Origin of the sequence: Curtobacterium sp. MCSS17_005 (genome assembly GCF_003234225.2) — a bacterium.
In the GTDB taxonomy this organism is placed as follows: Bacteria; Actinomycetota; Actinomycetes; order Actinomycetales; family Microbacteriaceae; genus Curtobacterium; species Curtobacterium flaccumfaciens.
In genome coordinates, this window is record NZ_CP126258.1 from 80044 (window position 1) to 100765 (window position 20722).

22 protein-coding genes are annotated in these 20722 nt (G+C 70.6%); 14 read left to right on the top strand and 8 right to left on the bottom strand.

Going from position 1 to position 20722, the window contains the following annotated elements; translation table 11 throughout:
* Positions 1-34 precede the first annotated feature (34 nt).
* Genes DEJ20_RS00365 through DEJ20_RS00375 form a run of 3 tightly spaced genes read left to right on the top strand, consistent with a single transcriptional unit; the run spans position 35 to position 4167 of the window.
* Positions 35-1528: an APC family permease gene (locus tag DEJ20_RS00365; RefSeq protein WP_111234455.1), complete on the top strand. Its 1494-nt coding sequence runs from the start codon at positions 35-37 to the stop codon at positions 1526-1528.
* A gap of 49 nt (positions 1529-1577) precedes the next feature.
* Positions 1578-3605 (top strand): primary-amine oxidase, encoded by a 2028-nt coding sequence (locus tag DEJ20_RS00370; RefSeq protein ID WP_111234454.1) that lies wholly within the window; start codon positions 1578-1580, stop codon positions 3603-3605.
* Position 3606: 1 nt separating this feature from the next.
* Positions 3607-4167 carry a hypothetical protein gene (locus tag DEJ20_RS00375; protein WP_111234453.1) on the top strand — a complete coding sequence of 187 codons (561 nt, stop codon included), beginning with the start codon at positions 3607-3609 and terminating at the stop codon, positions 4165-4167.
* Between the two features lie 42 nt (positions 4168-4209).
* Here DEJ20_RS00375 and DEJ20_RS00380 read toward each other — a convergent pair whose 3' ends face one another.
* A complete protein-coding gene (locus tag DEJ20_RS00380) occupies positions 4210-4944 on the bottom strand; it encodes an alpha/beta fold hydrolase (RefSeq protein ID WP_111234452.1) in 735 nt (244 codons plus the stop codon).
* A 50-nt stretch (positions 4945-4994) separates the two neighbouring features.
* On the opposite strand from DEJ20_RS00380, the gene DEJ20_RS00385 reads away from it, so the two are divergent.
* The 5 genes from DEJ20_RS00385 (at position 4995) to glgX (ending at position 9090) form a co-directional block, all read left to right on the top strand.
* The gene (locus tag DEJ20_RS00385) at positions 4995-5456 is read left to right on the top strand and encodes a MarR family winged helix-turn-helix transcriptional regulator (protein ID WP_111234451.1); all 462 of its coding nucleotides are present in this window, start codon (positions 4995-4997) and stop codon (positions 5454-5456) included.
* A 70-nt stretch (positions 5457-5526) separates the two neighbouring features.
* Positions 5527-5709 (top strand): hypothetical protein, encoded by a 183-nt coding sequence (locus DEJ20_RS00390; RefSeq protein WP_071404431.1) that lies wholly within the window; start codon positions 5527-5529, stop codon positions 5707-5709.
* A gap of 18 nt (positions 5710-5727) precedes the next feature.
* Positions 5728-6264 (top strand): MarR family winged helix-turn-helix transcriptional regulator, encoded by a 537-nt coding sequence (locus tag DEJ20_RS00395; RefSeq protein WP_111234450.1) that lies wholly within the window; start codon positions 5728-5730, stop codon positions 6262-6264.
* Between the two features lie 133 nt (positions 6265-6397).
* Positions 6398-7012, top strand: coding sequence for a TetR/AcrR family transcriptional regulator (locus DEJ20_RS00400; protein WP_111234449.1), 615 nt, complete (start codon positions 6398-6400; stop codon positions 7010-7012).
* 59 nt (positions 7013-7071) lie between these two features.
* On the top strand, positions 7072-9090 hold the full coding sequence (gene glgX, locus DEJ20_RS00405; protein ID WP_111234448.1) for a glycogen debranching protein GlgX: 2019 nt from the start codon (positions 7072-7074) through the stop codon (positions 9088-9090).
* Positions 9091-9112: 22 nt separating this feature from the next.
* Here the strand turns inward: glgX and ctaD are convergent, their stop codons facing one another.
* Entirely contained in the window at positions 9113-10810 is a 1698-nt protein-coding gene (gene ctaD / locus DEJ20_RS00410; protein ID WP_258377102.1) for an aa3-type cytochrome oxidase subunit I, read from the bottom strand.
* A 186-nt stretch (positions 10811-10996) separates the two neighbouring features.
* On the opposite strand from ctaD, the gene DEJ20_RS00415 reads away from it, so the two are divergent.
* On the top strand, positions 10997-11287 hold the full coding sequence (locus tag DEJ20_RS00415) for a hypothetical protein (RefSeq protein WP_111234446.1): 291 nt from the start codon (positions 10997-10999) through the stop codon (positions 11285-11287).
* On the opposite strand, the gene DEJ20_RS00420 is transcribed toward DEJ20_RS00415, so the two are convergent.
* The 3 genes from DEJ20_RS00420 to DEJ20_RS00430 all read right to left on the bottom strand — a co-directional run bounded on the left by DEJ20_RS00420 (position 11268) and on the right by DEJ20_RS00430 (position 14575).
* On the bottom strand, positions 11268-12461 hold the full coding sequence (locus DEJ20_RS00420; RefSeq protein ID WP_220034962.1) for a carboxylate-amine ligase: 1194 nt from the start codon (positions 12459-12461) through the stop codon (positions 11268-11270). The genes DEJ20_RS00415 and DEJ20_RS00420 overlap by 20 nt on opposite strands.
* Positions 12462-12662: 201 nt before the next feature.
* Positions 12663-13778, bottom strand: a complete 1116-nt coding sequence (locus DEJ20_RS00425) for a Gfo/Idh/MocA family protein (RefSeq protein ID WP_111234445.1) — start codon at positions 13776-13778, stop codon at positions 12663-12665.
* Positions 13775-14575, bottom strand: coding sequence for a sugar phosphate isomerase/epimerase family protein (locus tag DEJ20_RS00430; RefSeq protein ID WP_171907779.1), 801 nt, complete (start codon positions 14573-14575; stop codon positions 13775-13777). The genes DEJ20_RS00425 and DEJ20_RS00430 overlap by 4 nt, the downstream gene beginning before the upstream one ends.
* Before the next feature lie 215 nt (positions 14576-14790).
* Here DEJ20_RS00430 and DEJ20_RS00435 point away from each other — a divergent pair, with 215 nt between their 5' ends.
* Positions 14791-16089 (top strand): MFS transporter, encoded by a 1299-nt coding sequence (locus DEJ20_RS00435; RefSeq protein WP_051597042.1) that lies wholly within the window; start codon positions 14791-14793, stop codon positions 16087-16089.
* A gap of 103 nt (positions 16090-16192) precedes the next feature.
* Here DEJ20_RS00435 and DEJ20_RS00440 read toward each other — a convergent pair whose 3' ends face one another.
* Positions 16193-16708: a MarR family winged helix-turn-helix transcriptional regulator gene (locus DEJ20_RS00440; protein ID WP_181431453.1), complete on the bottom strand. Its 516-nt coding sequence runs from the start codon at positions 16706-16708 to the stop codon at positions 16193-16195.
* A gap of 152 nt (positions 16709-16860) precedes the next feature.
* Between DEJ20_RS00440 and DEJ20_RS00445 the strand changes: the two genes are divergently transcribed.
* From DEJ20_RS00445 to DEJ20_RS00460, 4 genes are all read left to right on the top strand, one after another.
* Positions 16861-17172, top strand: coding sequence for a hypothetical protein (locus DEJ20_RS00445; RefSeq protein ID WP_071404437.1), 312 nt, complete (start codon positions 16861-16863; stop codon positions 17170-17172).
* Between the two features lie 115 nt (positions 17173-17287).
* Complete coding sequence (locus DEJ20_RS00450; protein ID WP_111234443.1) at positions 17288-18610, top strand: carboxylesterase family protein; 1323 nt, start codon at positions 17288-17290, stop codon at positions 18608-18610.
* A gap of 77 nt (positions 18611-18687) precedes the next feature.
* On the top strand, positions 18688-19278 hold the full coding sequence (locus tag DEJ20_RS00455) for a TetR/AcrR family transcriptional regulator (RefSeq protein ID WP_111234442.1): 591 nt from the start codon (positions 18688-18690) through the stop codon (positions 19276-19278).
* 275 nt (positions 19279-19553) lie between these two features.
* Positions 19554-19994, top strand: a complete 441-nt coding sequence (locus tag DEJ20_RS00460) for an NUDIX hydrolase (RefSeq protein ID WP_111234441.1) — start codon at positions 19554-19556, stop codon at positions 19992-19994.
* 79 nt (positions 19995-20073) lie between these two features.
* Here DEJ20_RS00460 and DEJ20_RS00465 read toward each other — a convergent pair whose 3' ends face one another.
* Both DEJ20_RS00465 and DEJ20_RS00470 read right to left on the bottom strand, forming a co-directional pair.
* Complete coding sequence (locus tag DEJ20_RS00465) at positions 20074-20262, bottom strand: hypothetical protein (RefSeq protein WP_111022450.1); 189 nt, start codon at positions 20260-20262, stop codon at positions 20074-20076.
* A gap of 74 nt (positions 20263-20336) precedes the next feature.
* A complete protein-coding gene (locus tag DEJ20_RS00470; RefSeq protein WP_181431452.1) occupies positions 20337-20705 on the bottom strand; it encodes a VOC family protein in 369 nt (122 codons plus the stop codon).
* Positions 20706-20722: the final 17 nt, after the last annotated feature.

Genomic DNA, 20722 nt, shown 5'->3' on the forward strand with positions numbered 1-20722 from the left:
ACCCCGACCCAGTCACCCGAACCGGAAGGCCACGATGTCCAGCATCACGAAGGACCCCGCGTCACTCGGAGCCGTACCCGCACCGCAGCGGACCATGCGCGGCTCGCTCGGCGTCACCGCGATCGTGTTCATGGTCGTCGCGGCCGCCGCCCCGCTCACCGTCGTCGGCGGTGCCGCCCCGCTCGGCATGCTGCTCGGCAACGGCGTCGGGTTCCCGTCGCTCTACGCCGCGTCCGCCGTGATCCTGCTGCTGTTCTCGGTGGGTCTGGCGGCGATGACCCGACACCTGCCACGACCCGGCGCCTTCTTCACGTTCGTGGGCCACGGGCTCGGTCGTCCGGCCGGTGCGGGGGCGGCCACCCTGGCGCTGCTGACCTACACGACGATCCAGGTCAGCGTGCACGGCTACATCGGGTACCTGCTCGGAGTGACCGTCACGGGCCTCGGTGGGCCGGACATCCCCTGGTACGTGTGGTCCCTGGTCGTCGTGGCGCTCGTCGGGGTGCTCGGCTACCGGCACATCGACCTGTCGAGCAAGGTCCTCGGCGTCCTGCTCGTCGGCGAGGCCGGGATCGTGCTCGTCCTGGTGGCCGCGATCGTGTTCCGCGGCGGTGCCGACGGGCTCTCGCTCGCGCCGTTCGAACCGACCCACGTCATGTCCGGCTCACCCGGCGTCGGCCTCATGTTCGCCATCGCGGCGTTCATCGGGTTCGAGGCCACCGCGATCTTCCGTGACGAGGCGAAGGACCCGGAGCGCACGATCCCGCGGGCCACCTACACCGCCGTCATCGGCATCGGGGTGTTCTACACGCTGGCGTCGTGGGGACTCGTGATGGCCTGGGGTCCGGACGGCGTGCTCGCCGAGGCCGCGAAGGACCCGGGCGCGCTCATCCTCACCACGGCGGCGCGGTACATCGGCACCGCGGGCGAGGCCGTCATGAACGTGCTGCTGCTCACGAGCATGTTCGCCTGCGTCCTGTCCTTCCACAACGTGATCACCCGGTACCAGCACTCGATGGCGAACGCCTCGCTCCTGCCCGGTCGTCTCGGCACCGTGCACCGCAAGCACGAGTCGCCGCACACCTCGAGCGTCGTGCAGACCGTCACCGCCGCCGTGCTCATGGTCCTGTTCGCCGCCCTCGGCCTCGACCCGGTCCTGCAGGTCTTCAGCTGGTTCGCCGGCGTCGCCACCCTGGGCGTGGCGATCCTGATGGCCGCGACGAGCCTCGCCGTCATCGTCTACTTCCGCCGGAACCGCGCTGACCGACGCATCTGGAACACCGTCATCGCCCCGGTCCTGGGGTTCGTCGGGCTCGTCGCCTCGGCCGTCCTGATCTGGGCGAACTTCCCGACGCTCGTCGGCGACGTCGACGGTTCCGGAGCGAGCGTCTTCGGTGTCGTCAGCACCGTGCTCACCGGCCTCGTCGTGGTCGTGCCCGCCGTCGGCGTGCTGCAGGCAGTGGTGCTGCGCCGGCGCGACCGCCGCCGCTACGACCAGATGCTCGACCGTCTCGCCAGCGACGGCTGACCGACCCACCCGACCCGCGCCTCCAGACCGAACCGAAGGAACCACCAGCATGACCCTCACCGATCCCGTCACCGCCACCACCCACCCGCTCGCGAACCTGAGCCCCGACGAGTTCACCGCCGTCCGCGACGTCGTCACGGCGCAGCCGGACTGGACCGACACCACGCGCTTCGTCTACGTCGGCCTCGACGAGCCGCACAAGCAGCAGGTCCTGGCCTGGCAGGCCGGCGACGGTCCCCTGCCGGACCGCCGTGCCCGCGTGATGCTCCTCGACATGGCGACCGGACGCTCCACCGACGGCGTCGTCTCGATCACCGACCGGATCGTCCTGTCCACCGACGTGCTCGACGGGTCCCGGGGACAGCTGCCCGTCCTCATCGAGGAGTTCGACGCCGTCGGCGAGATCGCGAACGCGGACGAGCGCTGGGTCGCCGCCCTGGCGAAGCGCGGCCTGACGCCGGACGAGGTGAAGTGCGTCCCGCTGTCTGCCGGGTACTACGACTACCCCGAGGAAGCGGGGCGCCGGATCCTCCGCGTGCTCGCCTTCCGCCAGGACCACCCCGCCGACCACGTCTGGGCGCACCCCGTGGACGGCCTGTCCGTGTACGTCGACGCCGCCAACCGCGCCGTGACCCGCATCGTGGACGTCGCGGAGATGCCCGTACCCGCCACGTCCGGCAACTTCGACGACCCGGCGGTGCAGGGCGAACCGCTCGACCTCAAGCCGATCGTCATCACGCAGCCCGAGGGGCCGTCGTTCTCGGTCGACGGCGAGTTCGTCGAGTGGGCGAACTGGCGGTTCCAGGTCGGGTTCGACGCCCGAGAGGGGCTCGTGCTCCGGCAGCTGTCGTGGCAGGACGGTGCGCGGCTGCGGCCGATCGTCTACCGGGCCTCGATAGACGAGATGCTCGTGCCCTACGGCGACCCGTCGCCGGTGCGGTTCTGGCAGAACTACTTCGACACCGGCGAGTACCTGTTCGGACGCTTCACCAACTCGCTCGAGCTCGGCTGCGACTGCGTCGGCGAGATCCAGTACTTCGACGCCGTCCTGGCCGACGAGCTCGGCAACCCGCAGACCATCCGGAACGGCATCTGCATGCACGAGGAGGACTTCGGCACGCTGTGGAAGCACGGGGACATCTACACCGGGTCGCAGGAGGTCCGGCGCTCCCGTCGGCTGGTGATCTCGTTCTTCACCACCGTCGGCAACTACGACTACGGGTTCTACTGGTACCTGTACCTCGACGGCACGATCGAGTGCGAGGCGAAGCTCACCGGCGTCCTCTTCACCTCGTCGTACCCCGGTCGGACGGAGTCCGGTGCGGACTACCCGTACGCCTCCGAGGTCGCGCCCGGCCTCGGCGCCCCGTACCACCAGCACCTGTTCTCGGCGCGGCTCGACATGATGGTCGACGGGCTGTCGAACGCGGTGGACGAGGTCGACGCCGTCCGGGTCCCCGTCGGCCCGGGCAACGAGCACGGCAACGCGTTCACGAAGTCGGTCACCCGGCTGTCGTCCGAGTCGACCTCCGGCCGTCTCGCCGACGCGTCGAAGGCCCGGACGTGGTTCATCTCGAACACCGAGGAGCGCAATCACCTCGACCGCCCGACCGGGTACGTGTTGTACCCGCAGGACGCCCCGGTGCTGCTCGCGGACGACTCGTCGTCGGTGGCCGCACGCGCCGAGTTCGCGCGGAAGCACCTGTACGTGACGCAGTACGACCCGGCCGAGCGCTTCGCCGCCGGTGACTTCGTGCACCAGAACCCCGGCGGGGACGGCGTCGCCCGGTACGTGCAGGGGGACCGTCCGCTCGACGGCGAGGACATCGTGCTGTGGCACACCTTCGGTCCCACGCACTTCCCCCGGCCCGAGGACTGGCCCGTCATGCCCGTCGACTACGCCAAGTTCACGCTCAAGCCGTACGGGTTCTTCCCGCGGAACCCGGCCCTGAACGTGCCGGCGTCGATCGGGGCGTCGGCCGGGTCGCACTGCTCGCACCACGTCTCCGGCGCCGTCGAGGCCGCACACGACGCAGCCGAGCACCAGCACGACCACGGACACGTGGACGGGCACTGACGTGACCGATCTGCTCGGGCTCGCGGCGATCGTGCCGGCGTCGGCCGGGGCCTGCTGCACGGTCGGGGCGTGGCGCCCCGGCCGTGCGGTCGACGTGGTCGCCGCGGTCGCGATGGTGGCGGCGATGGTCGACGGGGCGTTCGGACCCCGGGTCCTGCCGGGTGTCCTGTGGTTCCTGGTGCTGGCGTTCCTCGCCGTGATGGTCGCCGGGGTGCACCGGTTGCAGTCCACGTCGGCCTGGAGGCGCGGGTCGGCTCAGTCGCCGGGTGCGGCCTCCGCACACGGCCGGTACGGGCGACTGCACGCTGCCCTGGGCCTGCTCGTGATGGGCGCGATGGGTGTCGGCATGGCGCACGACGCCGGTGCCGCGGGGATGCACCAGCACCTCGGGGTGGTCGCGGTGACGTGGCAGGTGGTGCTCGGCGGGTTGACCCTCGGGTACCTGGTGCTCACCGTCCACATGCTCCGTGACGGCGTCCGGCGACGATCACGTCCGCTGCCGCTGGTCGAGACCCTGGCGATGGGGGTCGCGGTCGCGGTGATGTCCGCGGCGATGGTCTGAGGCGCCTGCCGTGAGCCGCGTGCCGGTGGTGGTCCGTCCTGCTCAGCGCGCCAGGAACGGGTCGATGACCGCCCACGTCGCGTCGGGGGCCTCGAGGTGGGGCAGGTGCCCAGCCGCCGGGACCTCGGCGAACACCGCACCCGGCACGGCCACCGCCACCGCGCGTCCGTACGCCGGGGTCACGACCCGGTCACTCGCGCCGAACACCACGAGCGTCGGCACCCGCACGGCGCGGAGCCGACCGAGCAGGGTCGGGTCGCTCATCGATCGGCCGGCGACGACCGCCATGGTCTGCCCGTTCGACCGCTGCACCGCCCGCTGCTCCTCGGTGACGGACGCCGGGTCCTGGTACCCCCGCGCGGGATCGTGCCAGGCGACCTCGGCCAGTCCGCGGGCATCGAGGGCGAAGAAGTCGGCGATCGGTTCGCCCTCGACGACCGCACCCACGCCGTCGATGTCGACGACGGTGCCGACGACCCCGGCGAACCGGGCGTCGGCAGCAGCCTGGACGGCCATCTCGAGGGCGATCCAGCCGCCGATGGAGGACCCCACGAGCACGACGTCCTGCTCCCCGGCGGCGAGGAGCTGCTCGAGGTACGCGGTCGCCAGGGCCGGGACGGAGTCGATCCCGTCCGGGCGCGGGGTGCCGTCCCACCCGGGGTGCGTGGGGGCGACGACGTGGAAGGCGGGTGCGAGGTGCGCGACGATCGGTGCGACGGTCCGGGGGCCGCCGCCGCCGTGCAGGACGAGCGCGGTGCGGGTGCGGGTGTCGGTCACGGGTTCTCCGTATCAACATGCTTATGTACGAGTGTTGATACCGTAGCACCATGCCGACCGACCTCGAAGCCCTGGGCCACGCCGTCAAGCGGGCGCAGTACCGCAACCACCGCACGATGGACGCCGCCCTGCGCGACCTCGGCGTGACGCTCGTGCAGTGGGACGCCCTGCGCGCGATCGACCGGATGCCCCACGCATCCGGGCACGACCTCGCCGTCGCGACGTTCCAGAGCGACCAGGCGTTCGGCACCCTCGCGAACCGGATGCTCGACCGCGGGCTCATCACCCGGACCGCCGGTCGGGGCCGCCGGATCGAGCACACCGTCACCGAGGACGGCCGGCGGATGCTCGACGAGGGACACCGCATCGCCGAGGGGGTGCTCGACTCCCTGTTCGCACCGCTCGACGAGACGAGACGGGCAGCGCTCCTGCAGCTCCTGACCACCCTGACGGATGCCGCCGAACCCTTCGGCGCGCAAAACGTACACAGTGCGAATGGTTCGTTGAACTGACCGTTCACTTCGTGAAAGAGTTCAGGCGTCCGCAGGGGACACACGGCAAGCAAGAAGGGCGGGACACGACATGCACAGCACGTACTCCGGGATGCCTCGGACGGCACGGATCGGTGGCAGCCACACGCGCGTCGGTCTCACCGACCCGGCGATCATCGACGCGTACGTCGAGCGTCGCATCCAGGACCCCTCGCTGCTCGCCGGCCGTTCCGAACCGTCCTACGCGGACTTCTTCACCACGCCTGCCGTTTAGCAAGGAGCGCATGACCCCATGCCGTTGACCGTCGTCCGTCGAGAGCACGTCCACCTCTACGCCCGCGAACCCGAGTCCCGGGTCGCGAAGACCGCCGTCGACGCGCTGTTGCGCCTGCAGCACGCCGAGGACCAGCAGATCGAGTCCGCCCGCATCGAGAGCGGCCTGTCGAAGAACGAGTTCCTCGCCGTCCGGTACATGCTCCAGGCGCACCGGGACGGCCGGACGATGGGCCCGAAGGACCTCGCCGTGATGCTCGCCGTCTCGAACGCCTCGGTCACCAAGATCGTCGACGGGCTCGTGCAGAAGGGTCTGCTGTCCCGCACGGCGCACCCCACCGACCGTCGTGCGCAGGTGCTCGCCCCGACCGACCAGGCCGCCGAGAAGATCGACGCCTCGTACGCGCGCTTCCACGCGGCCGTCGTCGAGGTGCTCGAGCAACTCCCCGACGCGGACAACGCCGTCCTCGCCGACTCGCTCACGAAGATCGTCGACGCGCTCGCCGCGGGCACGCCCGCGCCGGTCGACGAGTACACGGTCGACGACCAGGACTGACGCGAGCGCGCCCGGCCGACGCGACCCGGCGGGTGCGACGCGACCCGGGTACGGACTGGAGGCCCGTGGTGCGCCCGCCACGGGCCTCCAGACCGACGGTGGCGAGAAAACCTTCCAGCGGTAAGTTGGGTGCATGACCCACCCCGCGGACGACGCCGACGCGGCCCAGCCGCGCCGCGGCGGGTACCGCAAGGGCGCCGAGCGGCGCACGCAGATCCTGGACGAGATGATCCGCATGGTCGCGGAGCAGGGGGTCGACGCATCGTCGCTCCGCTCGGTGGCCGAGGCCCTCGGGATCACGCACGCGGCACTCCGCCACTACTTCCCGAGTCGCGACGAACTGCTGCTCGCCGTCTACCGGGAGCACGAGGTCCGCGAGCAGGGCGCGCCCGACCGGATGAAGTCGGCGATCGGCGACATGCGCGAGAGCGCGTCGCGCAACCGGGCCGTGCCGGGACTGGTGCAGCTGTACACGACCCTCGCGGCCGACGCCGTGCAGGAGGGCCACCCGGCCACACGCGACTTCATGCGCGAACGCTTCGCCCGGCTGCGCGCCGAACTCGCCGAACTGATCGAGGCGGACCAGGCGAGTGGCCGGATCCGCGCCGACCTGGACCCGGTCGACCTGGCGAGCCTGAGCATCGCGGCATCCGACGGGCTGCAGGTCCAGTGGCTGCTCGACCCGGGCGCCGTCGACGGCGAGCGGGTGCTGCGGCTGCTCGAGCAGCTCGTCCCGCCGGTGCGCTGAGCGGCCACGGGGTACGTGACGCTGCCTCCGGCACAGCCACCGGCCGGTAGAACGGCACCATGACCATCTCCACGCGCACCCCGCTCGGCGTCACGCTCGTCGACGGGGGCGCCAACGTCGCCCTGTTCTCGAGCACCGCAGAGCGGGTCGAGTTCTGCACCTTCGACGACGACGGCTCCGAGCACCGCACCGAGCTCCGCAACCGCACCGGCTACACCTTCCACGACGTCGTTCCCGGCGTGACCGTCGGCACCCGCTACGGCTTCCGCGTGCACGGTGCGTGGGACCCGGCGAACGGCCTGCGCCACAACGGCGCGAAGCTCCTGCTCGACCCCTACGCCACCGCCGTCGACGGCACCTACGAGTGGGGCCAGGCCCTGTTCGGCCACGACATGGACGACCCCGAGCGCCTCGACGACACCGACTCCGCCAGCGCGATGCCCAAGTCGGTCGTCGCCGACCGGTCCTTCGACTGGGACGGTGACACCCTGCTGCGGACGCCGCTCGCCGACACCGTCGTGTACGAGGTGCACGTCAAGGGCTTCACGAAGCAGCACCCGGACGTCCCCGAGGAGATCCGCGGCACCTACGCCGGCATGGCCCACCCGGCGGCGATCAAGCACCTCACCGACCTCGGCGTCACCGCGGTGGAGCTGCTGCCGACGCACCAGTTCGTGCAGGACTCGACGCTCCTGGACAAGGGCCTCCGCAACTACTGGGGCTACAACAGCATCGGCTTCTTCGCGCCGCACGACGAGTACTCGTCCTCCGGCACCGCCGGGCAGCAGGTCGCCGAGTTCAAGGCGATGGTGAAGGCCCTGCACGCCGCGGGGCTCGAGGTCATCATGGACGTCGTCTACAACCACACCGCCGAGGGCAACCACATGGGCCCGACGCTGTCGTTCAAGGGGATCGACAACCAGTCGTACTACCGGCTGGTCGAGGGTGACGAGGCGAACTACTTCGACACCACGGGCACCGGCAACAGCCTGAACGTCGGGCACCCGGCGGCCCTCGGACTCATCATGGACTCGCTCCGCTACTGGGTCGAGGAGATGCACGTCGACGGCTTCCGCTTCGACCTGGCCACGACGCTCACCCGCCAGGACGGTGAGGCCGAGAAGCACTCCGCGTTCCTCGACATCATCCACCAGGACCCCGTGCTGCGCGAGGTCAAGATGATCGCCGAGCCGTGGGACACCGCCGGCTACCAGGTCGGGGGGTTCCCGGCCGACTGGTCCGAGTGGAACGGCAAGTACCGCGACGACCTGCGTGCCTTCTGGCGCGGCGACGAGGGCGCGCTCGGCGACGCCGTGCAGCGGGTCCTGGGCAGCCCCGACGTCTACGAGGGCTCGCGGCGCTCCCCGCTGTGCTCGATCGACTTCGTGACCGCCCACGACGGTTTCACCCTGGCCGACCTGACGATGTACGCCGACAAGCACAACGAGGCGAACGGCGAGGACAACAACGACGGCGAGAGCGACAACACCTCGTTCAACGGCGGCATCGAGGGCCCGACCGACGACGGCGCGGTGAACGACTACCGTGACCGGCAGCGCCGCAACTTCCTCGGCACCCTGCTGCTCTCCGCCGGCGTCCCGATGATCCTGGGTGGCGACGAACTCGCCCGGTCCCAGGGCGGCAACAACAACGCGTACTGCCAGGACGACGAGATCTCGTGGTTCGACTGGGCCGCCGCCGACCAGGACCTGCTCGCCTTCACCACGGCGGCCATCGCGTTCCGTCGGCAGCACCAGGCGCTGCGTCCGGAGTGGTTCCGCACCGCACCGGGTGACTCGGAGTCGACGGTGACCGTGCTCCGTGCCGACGCCGCCGGGTTCGAGGACGGCGACTGGGCGGACGGCGGCAACCGGGCCGTGACGCTCGTGCTGCACCAGGGCGACGACACCGTGGCCGTGCTGCTGAACGCGTCGGACACCACGGTGGAGTTCACGCTGCCGGAGCGTCCGGGTGGGGGCAGCTGGTCCCTCGGGCTGTCGAGCGACCCCGACCAGGCCGTGGTGGGCGACGCTGCGACGCTGCTCGTGCGCGACGCGTCCTTCACCGCGCTGGTCTGACGCGCGGGGGCTCCGCGGCGCGTCAGAACTTCTGGTCGGTCTCCTTCGGGTGCCGGGTCTTGCCCGTCGCCTGGTCGTGGGTGGCCGCATCCGGGCGGTCCATCGCCGGACCCACCCCGACCGGGACCCCTGCCTCGGGGTGGTTCAGGTCGAACGCCGGCGACTCCGACCGAATCCGTGGCACCGACGTGAAGTTGTGCCGGGGCGGCGGGCAGCTGGTCGCCCACTCGAGCGACCGGCCGTAGCCCCACGGGTCGTTGACGAGCACCTTGCGGCCCTTCCGCATCGTCTGCACGATGTTCAGGAAGAACGGGATCATCGACGCCGCCGTCAGGACCGCTCCGACCGTGGAGACCTGGTGCAGCCAGGTGATGTCGTCCTCGGGCAGGTAGCTCGCGTACCGGCGGGGCATCGCGATGACGCCGAGCCAGTGCTGGATCAGGAACGTCATGTGGAACCCGATGAACAGCATCCAGAAGTGCACCTTGCCGAGCCGTTCGCCGAGCATCTTGCCGGTGAACTTCGGCCACCAGAAGTAGAAGCCCGAGAACATCGCGAAGACGACGGTTCCGAAGACCACGTAGTGGAAGTGCGCCACGACGAAGTAGGTGTCGTGGACGTGGAAGTCGAGTGGCGGCGACGCCAGGATCACGCCGGTCAGCCCGCCGAACGTGAAGGTCACGAGGAAGCCGATCGCCCACAGGATCGGCGTCTCGAAGGTCACCGAGCCCCGCCACATCGTGCCGACCCAGTTGAAGATCTTCACGCCCGTGGGTACGGCGATCAGCATCGTCATGAGTGAGAACCACGGCAGCAGGACCCCACCCGTCGCGAACATGTGGTGCGCCCACACCGAGACGGACAGCGCCGCGATCGAGATCGTGGCGTACACGAGCGTCTTGTAGCCGAAGATCGGCTTCCGGCTGAAGGCCGGGAACACCTCGGACACGATGCCGAAGAACGGCAGGGCGATCACGTAGACCTCGGGGTGGCCGAAGAACCAGAACAGGTGCTGCCACAGCAGGGGGCCACCGTTGGCCGGGTTGAAGACCTGCGCGTCGAAGACCCGGTCGAGCAGCAGGCCGAACAGCGCCACCGCCAGCACCGGGAACGCCATCAGCACGAGGATCGACGTGATCAGCACGTTCCACGTGAAGATCGGCATCCGGAACATCGTCATCCCAGGGGCGCGCATGGTGATGACGGTCGTGATGAAGTTCACGGCGCCGAGGATCGTGCTGAAGCCGGTCATGCTCAGGCCGGCGACCCAGAGGTGCCCGCCGATGCCCGGTTCGAAGGTGGTGTCCGACAGCGGTGCGTAGGCCGTCCACCCGAACGCGGCCGCTCCGCCCGGTGTCAGGAACCCGCCCATCGTCACCAGGCTGCCCATCGCGTAGAGCCAGTACGAGAACGCGTTGAGCCGGGGGAACGCGACGTCGGGGGCACCGATCTGCAGCGGCATGATCGCGTTGGCGAACCCGGAGAACAGCGGGGTCGCGAACAGCAGCAGCATGACGGTGCCGTGCATCGTGAGCAGCTGGTTGTACTCCTCGCGGGTCTCGAGCACGTCGAGTCCCGGGGTGAAGAGCTCCGTCCGCATCACCACCGCCATCACCCCGGCAAGGCAGAAGTACCCGAACGACGTCACCAGGTACAGGTTGCCGATCGTCTTGTGGTCGGTGGTGGTGTGCCAGTGCACGAACCGCGCGCCGAGCTTCACCGGACGCCCCGGGCCGACGTCCGCCGGGTGTTCGCCCAGGACGGGCGGGTTCTCGAGGTCGGTCACGGGGTGCTCCCATCGGATCGTTCGGAAAGCGCGAGGCTGATCTGACCGTGATGTGCGGTCGCGTTGATTCTGTCCATCGGGTGCGCAGAGTGTCCGAAGGAACGGGCGGAGGGCAGCAAGATGTGGATACGGGTCGTGTTGCCCCGCGAGGTCCTGGCCCGGAGCCTGCCGGGGGTCCTCCGTCGTGCCTGGGTGGTCGGCTTCTCGACCCGGGTCCTGCCCGTCCGACCGGCTGGCTGCGACGACCCGGAGTGGACCCCGGTCGAGTTCCTGCTCGACGTCGAATCGTCGAGCACCGGCTGGGCCGAGGCGTTCGAGATCGAGTTCACGAGTGCGATGACGCCCCGGTGTCGACGAGCGATCCGGGGGCACGGTTGCCACCTGGAGCCCATCAGCCGACCGCACCGCTGAGGCCCGAGCTCGCCGGGTGGCCCCCGATGACGGAACCGGTGTCCGCACCGGGCCACAGACCGGGCGCGGCGCGGCCGGTCCGTGCGTGCACGTTAGACATCGCGGCAGCGAGTGCGACCTGCCCGAGGTCACCGGTCGCCGCGTAGGCCGCACGTTGCCTCGACGCGCCGGTGCCACGCGCGAACAGGTCGGCCAGGCCGCGTTCGACGAGCTGGTCGTCGCCGTTCGCGACGAGCGCCGGCAGCACGTGGGCGAGCAGGAGCGTGACGACCTCGCGTGCGGGTGCGGCGCGGCCCGTCAACGGGTCGACCAGTTCACCGTCCAGGCCCTCGAGCGCAGCGCGCCAGTTCGCGAGCCGGACGGTGCAGGCGGGGGTGTCGCGCTCGAGCGACCCCGAACGCCACTCCTCGGCAGCGGTGTCGACCATCGCTCGGACGAGTCCTGCGATCGTCACGGTGACGCCGGGGTCGAGGGGGACGTCGGCGACGCGGACCTCGACGGTCGGGTGTGCGTGGGACAGGCGCGCGTCGAGGTAGAGCATCCCCTCGTCGAGCAGGGCGCCGGTCCGGAGCATGCCCTCGGTGACGGCGCGGTAGCGCTCCTCCGACCCGAACCGTTCCATCGGGCCGGCCGACTGCCACTGACTCCAGGCGATCGTCCGAAAACTCGCATGACCGGTGTCCACCCCGGCGTGGAAGGGGGAGTTCGCGCTCAGGGCGATGAGGACCGGCGTCCACGTCCGGATCCGGTCGAGCACCGCGACACCCTCGGCGGGGGAGTCGATCGCGACGTGGACGTGCAGGCCGCAGGTCAGCCCCTGCCGGGGGATGGACCCGTAGCGCTGCATCATCCGGTGGTACCGGGCGCCGTCGCTCACGTGCGGGGTCACCGGAGTCGGCGACGTCGCGAGCGGGGCGGCGTGCGCACCGAAGCCGTTCGCGACCTGTTCGACGAGTGCCCGGTTGTCGAGCACCTGCCCGCCGAGCGCGGCGAGCGAGGTGTGCGGGCGGGTGGTGACCTCGATCATCTCGCGCTGCATCTCGCCCACGACGCCGCCGGGGTCGCGCACCCGCGTCGCCCTCGCACCGGCCAGCACACCGTCGGCGACCGGCACGGGCACGCCCGTCGACCGGTCGATGAGGAGCAGCTCCTCCTCCACACCCATGGTTCTCATCACCCGAGTGAAGAAGCCCCCGACTCCGGGCCGCTCCAGATGGCCGCCGAGCGCGGATCCGTTGGCCGAACCGCGCGGTCCGGTCCACGGAGCGCAGGGTCGAGCGATCACACACCCTGGTGAGCAGCAATGGTCGGGTCCCCGTTGGGGACCCGACCATTGCTGCTCACGAAGTGGTGCGCGCGGCGCTCCTGGGCGCTCCTAGGCGTTCGCGCCCGCGGTCAGCACGGCTGCCGCGGGGTCGAAGTCCTCGGGGAGCGGCGGGATCGCGTCCACGGTCGACGTGATGTCGACGGCGGAGCCCGACTCGGCCGCGTCACGGATGCCGAGCAGCACGTCGAGCACGTGCAGCGCGACGGCGCCGGAGGCACGCTCGGGGCGGTCCTCGGCGATGGCGCGGGCGAGCTCGACGACACCGGTGCCACGGCCCCAGGTGGAGCCGACCGCCTCGAGCGTCTCGGGCTTTTCCTGGCCGTAGCGCCAGAGCTGCGACGAGCCCTCGAACGTGTTCGGGTCCGGCAGCGAGATCGTGCCGAGCGTGCCGTTGATCTCGACGAAGCCCATGCGGGGCAGGGCGTGCTGGAACGAGAACGTCGACTGGGCGGACTGCCCGCCGGCGAACTCGATCAGGGCCGCGTGGTGCGTCGGGACCTCGACCGGGAACGTCTCGCCGGCGCGGGGGCCGGACGCGATCGTGCGACGGTCGAGCGACTTCGACGAGACGGCCTGCACGCGCGAGGCGGTGCCGAACGCGTGCACCAGGGTCGTCACGTAGTACGGGCCCATGTCGAACAGGGGGCCGGCACCGGTGGCGAACAGGAAGTCCGGGTTCGGGTGCCACGCCTCGGGTCCGGGGACGTGGAACAGCGTCGTCGCGGAGAGCGGCTCGCCGATGTCACCGCGGGCGATGGCCCGGAGCGCCGTCTGGATGCCCGCGCCGAGCACGGTGTCCGGAGCGGTCGCGACGCGCAGGCCCTTGGCCTTCGCCGACTCGAGCACCGCGGCGGCCGACGCGTGGTCGGTCGCGATCGGCTTCTCGCTCCAGACGTGCTTGCCGGCGTCGATGATCTGCTGGTCGACCTCGGCGTGCGCGGCCGGGATCGTCAGGTTGATCACGATCGAGATGTCGTCGCGGGCGAGGAGTTCCTCGACCGATCCCGACGAGGCGACGCCGTACGCAGCCGCCTGCTCAGCGGCACGCTCGAGCAGCACGTCGGCGACGAAGCGGACCTCGACGTCGGCGAACTCGGTCAGGTTCTCGAGGTACTGGGTGGAGATGTTGCCGGCACCGATGATGCCGATCCCGACACGGCTCACTTGTCGTTGTCCTTGAGCCAGGTGAGGGACTCGGTGATGCCCTCGAAGACGTCGCCCTTGTACGCGTCGAACTCGACCACGCGGATGGCCTGCGGTGCGGCGGCGAGGATCGCGGTCACGTCGACGTCGCCCTGACCGGCCGGCGTCTGGTTCTCGAAGGCGCGCTGCAGTGCCTCGGGCACGATGAGGGCGCTCTCGGACGAGGGCAGCGCGGTGCGGATGTCTCCGTCGACCTTGCCGTCCTTGACGTGGATGGCGACGACGCGGTCGCCCAGGCCCTTGAGCACGGCGGGGGCGTCGGCGCCACCGACGGTCGCCCAGAAGGTGTCGACCTCGAGGACGGTCTCCGGCGACAGCTGCGACACGAACAGGTCGTAGACGGTGCGGCCGTCGACCTTGTTCGTGAACTCCCACTGGTGGTTGTGGTAGCCGAACTGCAGGCCACGGCCGGCGGCCTCGGCGGTCAGCTCGTTGACGCGCTCGGCGATCTTCGCGACGTCGTCGGCGGTCTGCCAGCGGTCGGTCGGGATGAACGGGTCGATGACGGTGCGGATGCCGAGGCGCTCGGCGGCGTCCCAGATCGGCGCGGTGTCCTCGGCGTCGATCACGGCGACGTGGCCGGACGGAGCCTTGAGGCCGGTGGCCGCGAACGCACGCTCGAGGTCAGTGGCGCGCTCGACGAACGCGTAGGGTTCGACGTTCTCGTACCCGATCTCGGCGACACGGGCGATGGCCTTGTCGAGGTCTTCGGCGATGGCGTCGCGCAGCGAGTACAGCTGCACAGAAGTGGTGGGCATTGCAGAGGCTCCTTCGATCCTGTCTGGGTGTCGCGGCCCGTCGAGGAGCGATGCTCCGCGGCGAGATCGATGACGACGCTACCCCAAAAACCACCCGGTGTGTAGTTTTTGCTGCCCCATGTGACGACCCCGGTGTTGCGGACAACACGTGTCGATGTATGCTCGCGTCGGAAAAACCTTGTCAGGCAAGGTTTTCATCGACTCAAGGAGGCGTCATGAGCACACCCGAACCCGGCAGCCCGGCACTGCTCAACCCGGAAGAGGGCATCACCCAGCCCGTCAGCACGGTCAAGGTGGGCATCGGCTACCAGATCGCCCTGTTCCTCGGGCAGTTCGGCCTCTTCGTCGCGCTCATGGCGCCCGTCTACGTGAGCATGCAGCTCAAGGCGCAGGCCCTGGTCGGCGACGACGCCGCGAACGTCATCGGCTCGGTGCTGCCGATCGGCGCGTTCGGTGCGCTCATCATGAACCCCCTCGCGGGTGCCCTGTCCGACCGCACCCGAACGCGCTGGGGCCGTCGTCGGCCCTGGCTGCTCAGCGGTGTCGTGGTCTTCGCGATCGCCCTCGCGTGGATCGCCTACTCGCCGGACGTCCTCAACCTGACGCTGGCCTGGCTGCTCGCCCAGCTCGCCGCGAACGCCACGCTCGCCACCCTGCTCGCGAGCTTCGCCGACAACGTGCCGCAGCTGCAGCGCGGCCGGTCCTCGAGCATCATCGCGCTCGCGCAGAACATCGCCGTGCTCGCCGGCACCTACCTGTCGGTCTTCTTCGTCGCGAACCTGCCCGTGCTGTTCATCGCGCCCGGCATCCTGGCGATCATCCTGGTCGCCGTGTACGCCGTCGTCGCGCGGGACGACCTGCCGACCTACAAGCTCAAGAAGTTCACGTTCCTGAACCTCATCGCGTCGTTCTGGACGAACCCGGTCAAGAACCCGGACTTCGCGTTCGCGTGGTGGTCGCGCTTCCTCATCATCTTCGCGACCTTCATGTTCACGACGTACCGCCTGCTCTACATGGAGCAGCACCTCGGCATCGAGAGCGCGAAGGAGGCGACGGCCGCCGTCGCCTTCGGTGTGCTGCTCTACACGATCGCGCTGCTGGTCAGTGCGGCGCTGTCCGGCTGGGCCTCGGACAAGCTCGGTCGCCGCAAGGTGTTCGTCGGTGGTTCCACGGCGATGTTCGCGGTCGGACTCATCGTGCTGGCGCACGCCGACACGGTCAACGGCTTCTACGTCGCCGAGGTCATCATGGGCTTCGCGTACGGCATCTACTCCGCGATCGACACCGCACTCGTCGTCGACGTCCTGCCGAACGCGGACCGTCCCGGCAAGGACCTCGGCGTCATCAACATCGCCAACGCCCTGCCGCAGTCGCTCGCCCCGGCCGTCGCCCTGTTCTTCCTGAAGATCGGGTCCGGGGACGCCGCCGACAACTACACGCTCATGTGCTGGGCCGCCGGCGCGATCGCCATCATCGGCGCACTCGTCGTCATCCCCATCAAGCGGGTGCGGTAGCGCCCGTCGCGCAACGCGACAAAAAGAAGACTGGAGGCCCGTGGCGATGCCGCCACGGGCCTCCAGTCCGTCGCTGCCACCGACCCACCGCGCCGGGCCGGCGTCAGGGGGTGCCGGGGGAGGGCAGCTCCTGCCGGAGCGCCTCGGCGAGGCGGGAGGCGAACCGGCGGACCGCCGTCGCCTCGTCCACGCTCAGCGCGTCGATGGTCTCGATCAGCGGAGCGTGGATGTGCCCGTAGGCACGTGCGAGGTCCTGCTCGGCGGAGCCGGTCGCCGTGATGATGACGCCACGGCGGTCCTCGGGGTTCGCCCGCCGCTCCGCCCGCCCGTCACGCACCAGGCGGTCGATGAGCTTCGTGATCCCGGCGGTGGAGAGCCGCAACACCCGCGCGAGCTGCGTCGGGTTCACCAGCCGTCCGTCCCGGTCCGCGAGCACGAGGTGCCGCAGCGCGAGCGCATCGACGGGCAACATCCCCAGGGTGCGGAGCGCCTGCTCGTCGGCCTCGTGGACGCTGTCGCTGAGCGCCTGCAGGCTGGCGATGGCGGCGGCACCCTCCGTGGTGCGCGGCTGCCGCTCGAACACATCGAATCCGCGCTGCGGGTGGTCCTCGTCGTGCATCGTCGCCCCGTCCGGTCCTGGCGTTCTGTGGACAAACGCCATGTTCCACCCCCTTCCTGAGAACCCAAACTGGGCGAGTAATCAGCCGAGCGAGACAAATCTCTGCACACGGCGCCACCGAAGCCCGGTGGCGGAGATCAGAAGGAGTGACCATGTCGAACACTGCAGGACGTCCCGCACGGAACGACTCGGTCGTGCGTGCCACGTGGAACGAGACCAAGTCCGCGCTGAAGACCACGGAGTTCTACGCCTGGCTGGTCGTGTCCATCGCGATCCTCGTCGCGTCGGCCGTCGTGGACAACGCAGACGAGGGCCACACCGGCTTCGGCGCCGACCAGGCCTGGCTGTACGTCGCGATCGTGACGGCCGCCTACGTCGTCAGCCGCGGCATCGCGAAGTCCGGCGTGCGCAAGCCCGACTGGAACGACGACGACCGACGCGACGTCAACGGTCGTTCGAACTGACGCCGAGCACCACGTGCACCCGGCTCCCCGAGCCGGAGCGAGGCCGTCCCGATCGCATCGGGGCGGCCTCCGTCACGTCCGCTCGTGTCGTCGCCGCACCGATACCGTGAACCCCATGCTCGACGCCACGCCCGCCCCGTTCGACACCCCCGCCGGCCGCATCGTCGGGACGGTCGACGGCGACGTGGTGCGGGTGCTCGGGATCCCATACGCGCAGGCCGAACGGTTCGCCCCGCCGCAGCCGATGCCACCGTTCGAGGGCGAGCTGCACGCCTCGACGCCCTCGCCCGTGGCACCCCAGCCGCACGCGCAGTTCGTCGACCAGCTGCTCGGCGACGTCGGGGACGTCGTCGTCGACGAGCACTGCCAGCGGCTCTCGATCACACTGCCGGCGGACGCACGTCCGGGGGAGCAGCTGCCGGTGATGGTCTGGATCCACGGTGGCTCGTACGTCATCGGCGGCGGCGATCTGCCGATCTACGACGCCCGCGACCTGGTGACCGAGCAGCGCGTGATCGTGGTGTCGGTCACGTTCCGGCTCGGCGTGCTCGGGTTCCTCGGTGACGGCGAGACGATCCCGGCCAACCTCGGGCTCCTCGACTTGGTCGAGTCGCTCCGCTGGGTGCGCGCGAACATCGCTTCGTTCGGCGGCGACCCCGACCTCGTCACCGTCTTCGGGCAGTCGGCCGGCGGGGACGCGGCCGCGCACCTGATGATCAGCGCCGGCGCCGGAGGGCTCTTCCGCCGCGCGATCATCCAGAGCGCTCCGCTCGGGCTGTCCCGCCGTCGGGCACGGATGAACCGCGCGATGGTCCGGGCGGTCGGCACCGTGCACGCCGACACCCCGCTCGAAGACCTGCTCGACCGTCAGGCGCTCGGCACCCGGGCCGCCGCGCCGTACGGACTCGCCGCCGGCATGCCGTTCGGCACCCAGTACGGGTTCGCGCCGCTGCCCGCCGAGCGCGACCTCGACGCCGCGTGGAGCCGGGTCGCGCCCGACGTCGACGTCCTGATCGGGTCCGGTTCGGACGAGGCCGGCATGTACGTGCCGCTCGTGCCCGGCCTGCGTCGGGTCACCCGGTCGCGGGTGCTGCGGTCGGCCCTGCGGTGGTGGGTCGTGCGTCCGCTGTCCGACGTCATCTACGGGCGCGACGCCCGACGGTTCACCGAGCGGCACCGGTGCGCTGGCGGTCGGGCGACCTCGTACCGACTGCACCGCGGTGTCACGAGCGCCCCGACCGGAGCCGTGCACATGAGCGACCTGCCGCTGCTGTTGGGAGGCCGCGAGGCCTGGGCCGGCACCCGGTTCGTCCCCGAACACGACTGGCCCGAGGTCGAACGCCGCGGCCGGGCCTTCCGGGCGATCTGGGCCGACTTCGCCCGCACCGGCGAGGTCCGGGCCCCCGACGACGAGACGCTGACGTTCGACCGCGGCTGACCGGGAGCCGGCGACGGTGGCCGCGCCCCCTGAACTGGCGGTCGCGGGCCGCTGACCGGCCCCGCACAATCGTCAGCATGCCCACGACCGATGTCGACCTCCGCGCACGCATCGTCGCCGGGGCGATCAGTGCCTACCGAGCCGGGGACTTCCACCGTGTCGGGCCCGACGAGGTCGCCGAGCGTGCCGGGGTCACGACAGACGAGTTCCGCCGGGCGTACCCGATGTGGGAACTCCTGGTCGTCGCGGTCATGGACAAGTGGAACAACGGCAGCCGGCGCCAGCTCTGGCCGATCGCGGAGCGGGACGGCACGGTCGCCTACCTGCGTGCCCGGCTCGCCGCGGGTGTCGAGGACCCAGCCCTCGTGCGCCTCCGGGTCGCCGTGCTCAGCGCCGCCTCGAACCCCGACCACCCCGCCGCCGGATGGTTCCGCACCCAGTACACACGGGCGTTCGAGGACGTCACGCTCGCCCTGGTCCGTGACGTCGTCGCCGGCCGGGAGCCCCGCGGCGCCTCGCCCCGGCACGCCGCCGAGCAGCTCATGGCCCTGTACGAGGGGCTCCAGCTGCAGTCCGTCATCCGGGACGACGGGGAACCGCTCAGCGCCTTCGACCGGGCGGTCGCCCGGATGCGCGTGGGCTGGGCGGCGGCGCGCGTCGACGCCTGATCCGGGTCGGGCGCGCACGTCGGGCCGGTCGGCAGCATGCGGGCCCGGGGCCCCGAGCGGCGAGCGGTCACGACTCCCCGCGCGTGCAGCGTCGCGTGGTCACGTTCCGTCGTTTGCGGGCGGCGGGGCCGACGGTCTGTGACCGCTCGGCGTGCGGGACGCGGGGGGTCGTGACCGGTGGCGGGCTGGTGGAGCCTCCGCCCCACCCCGGTCCACGGCCTGGAGGCCCGGCGCGGCTGGCAGACGTCGGTGCACCCACCTGGCATGGTCGGCCCATGGAGTACACGGACTACGACACCCGGCTCGCCGCCTACGGCGTGATCACGGACGGTGACCGCGTGCTCCTGGCGAAGCTGCGTCACCCCGACGCGGGCACGTGGACACTGCCGGGCGGCGGGGTCGAGTTCGACGAGACCGTCGAGCAGGCCGTCGTGCGCGAGATCCGCGAGGAGACCGGGTACGAGTCCCAGGCCGGTGCCCTGCTCGGGGTCCGACACCACATCGTCCCCGCAGAGCGCCGCATCCACGCCAACGGTCGCCCGATGAAGGCCGTGCAGGTCGTGTTCCGGGCGACCATCACCGGGGGAGCCCTGCGGCACGAGCTCGACGGCTCGACCGACGAGTCGCGGTGGATCCCCGTCGCCGAGCTCCCGCACCACCGCCACGGCCTGCTCGTGCCGATCGCCCTCGGCTGGGCGGGTGCCCTCTCCCGCTGACCGCATCACCCAGCGGTCAGGACGGCGAACTGCGGCGGGACGTGAGCCGGTTGCTGCGCTGCCGACGCGGCCTGCTCGGTCATCGCTCACCGAGCAGGAACGAGATGCTGTCCAGCCAGTCCTGTGCGAGGTACTCGTCGGTGAACAGGTCGCGCCACTGCTCGGTCGGCGCGAACTCCCGCTCGTCCAGGTTCCACTCTGCGCGGACTCGTTCGCGCTCGGCGAGGAGCCCCTCGCGGGTCCAATGCCGTCCCAGCACCTTCGTCATGGCCGTCCTCTCGTCGGTGAGAGGACGGTAGGACGATCAGCAGCGCCGAAGCGAGCTTTCGGAATACAACATGTTCACTCCTCGATGACGCTGAGGACGTTGCCCGACGGGTCGGTGAACCAGGCGATGAGCGGGCCGCCCTTCCGGTTCACACCCCGGTCGTCGGTCATCCCCTCGTACTGCAGGAACACGACACCCTTCGCGGTGAGCTCGTCGACCGCGGCGTCGATGTCCGGCACCGGGAAGTTCAGCACCGTGAAGGCCGCCGGTTCGTGACCCGGGTCCTTCGGGTAGACGAGCACCTGGTGTCCGCCGCCGAGCTGCAGGAAGAGCATGCCGTGGTCCTCGGTGACCTCGACCCCCAGGACGTCCTCGTAGAACGCCTTCGCCTCGGGCACGTCGCGCACCGAGAACCCGCTGAACGCCCTCGTCGCATCGACCATGCGGCAAGTGAACCACC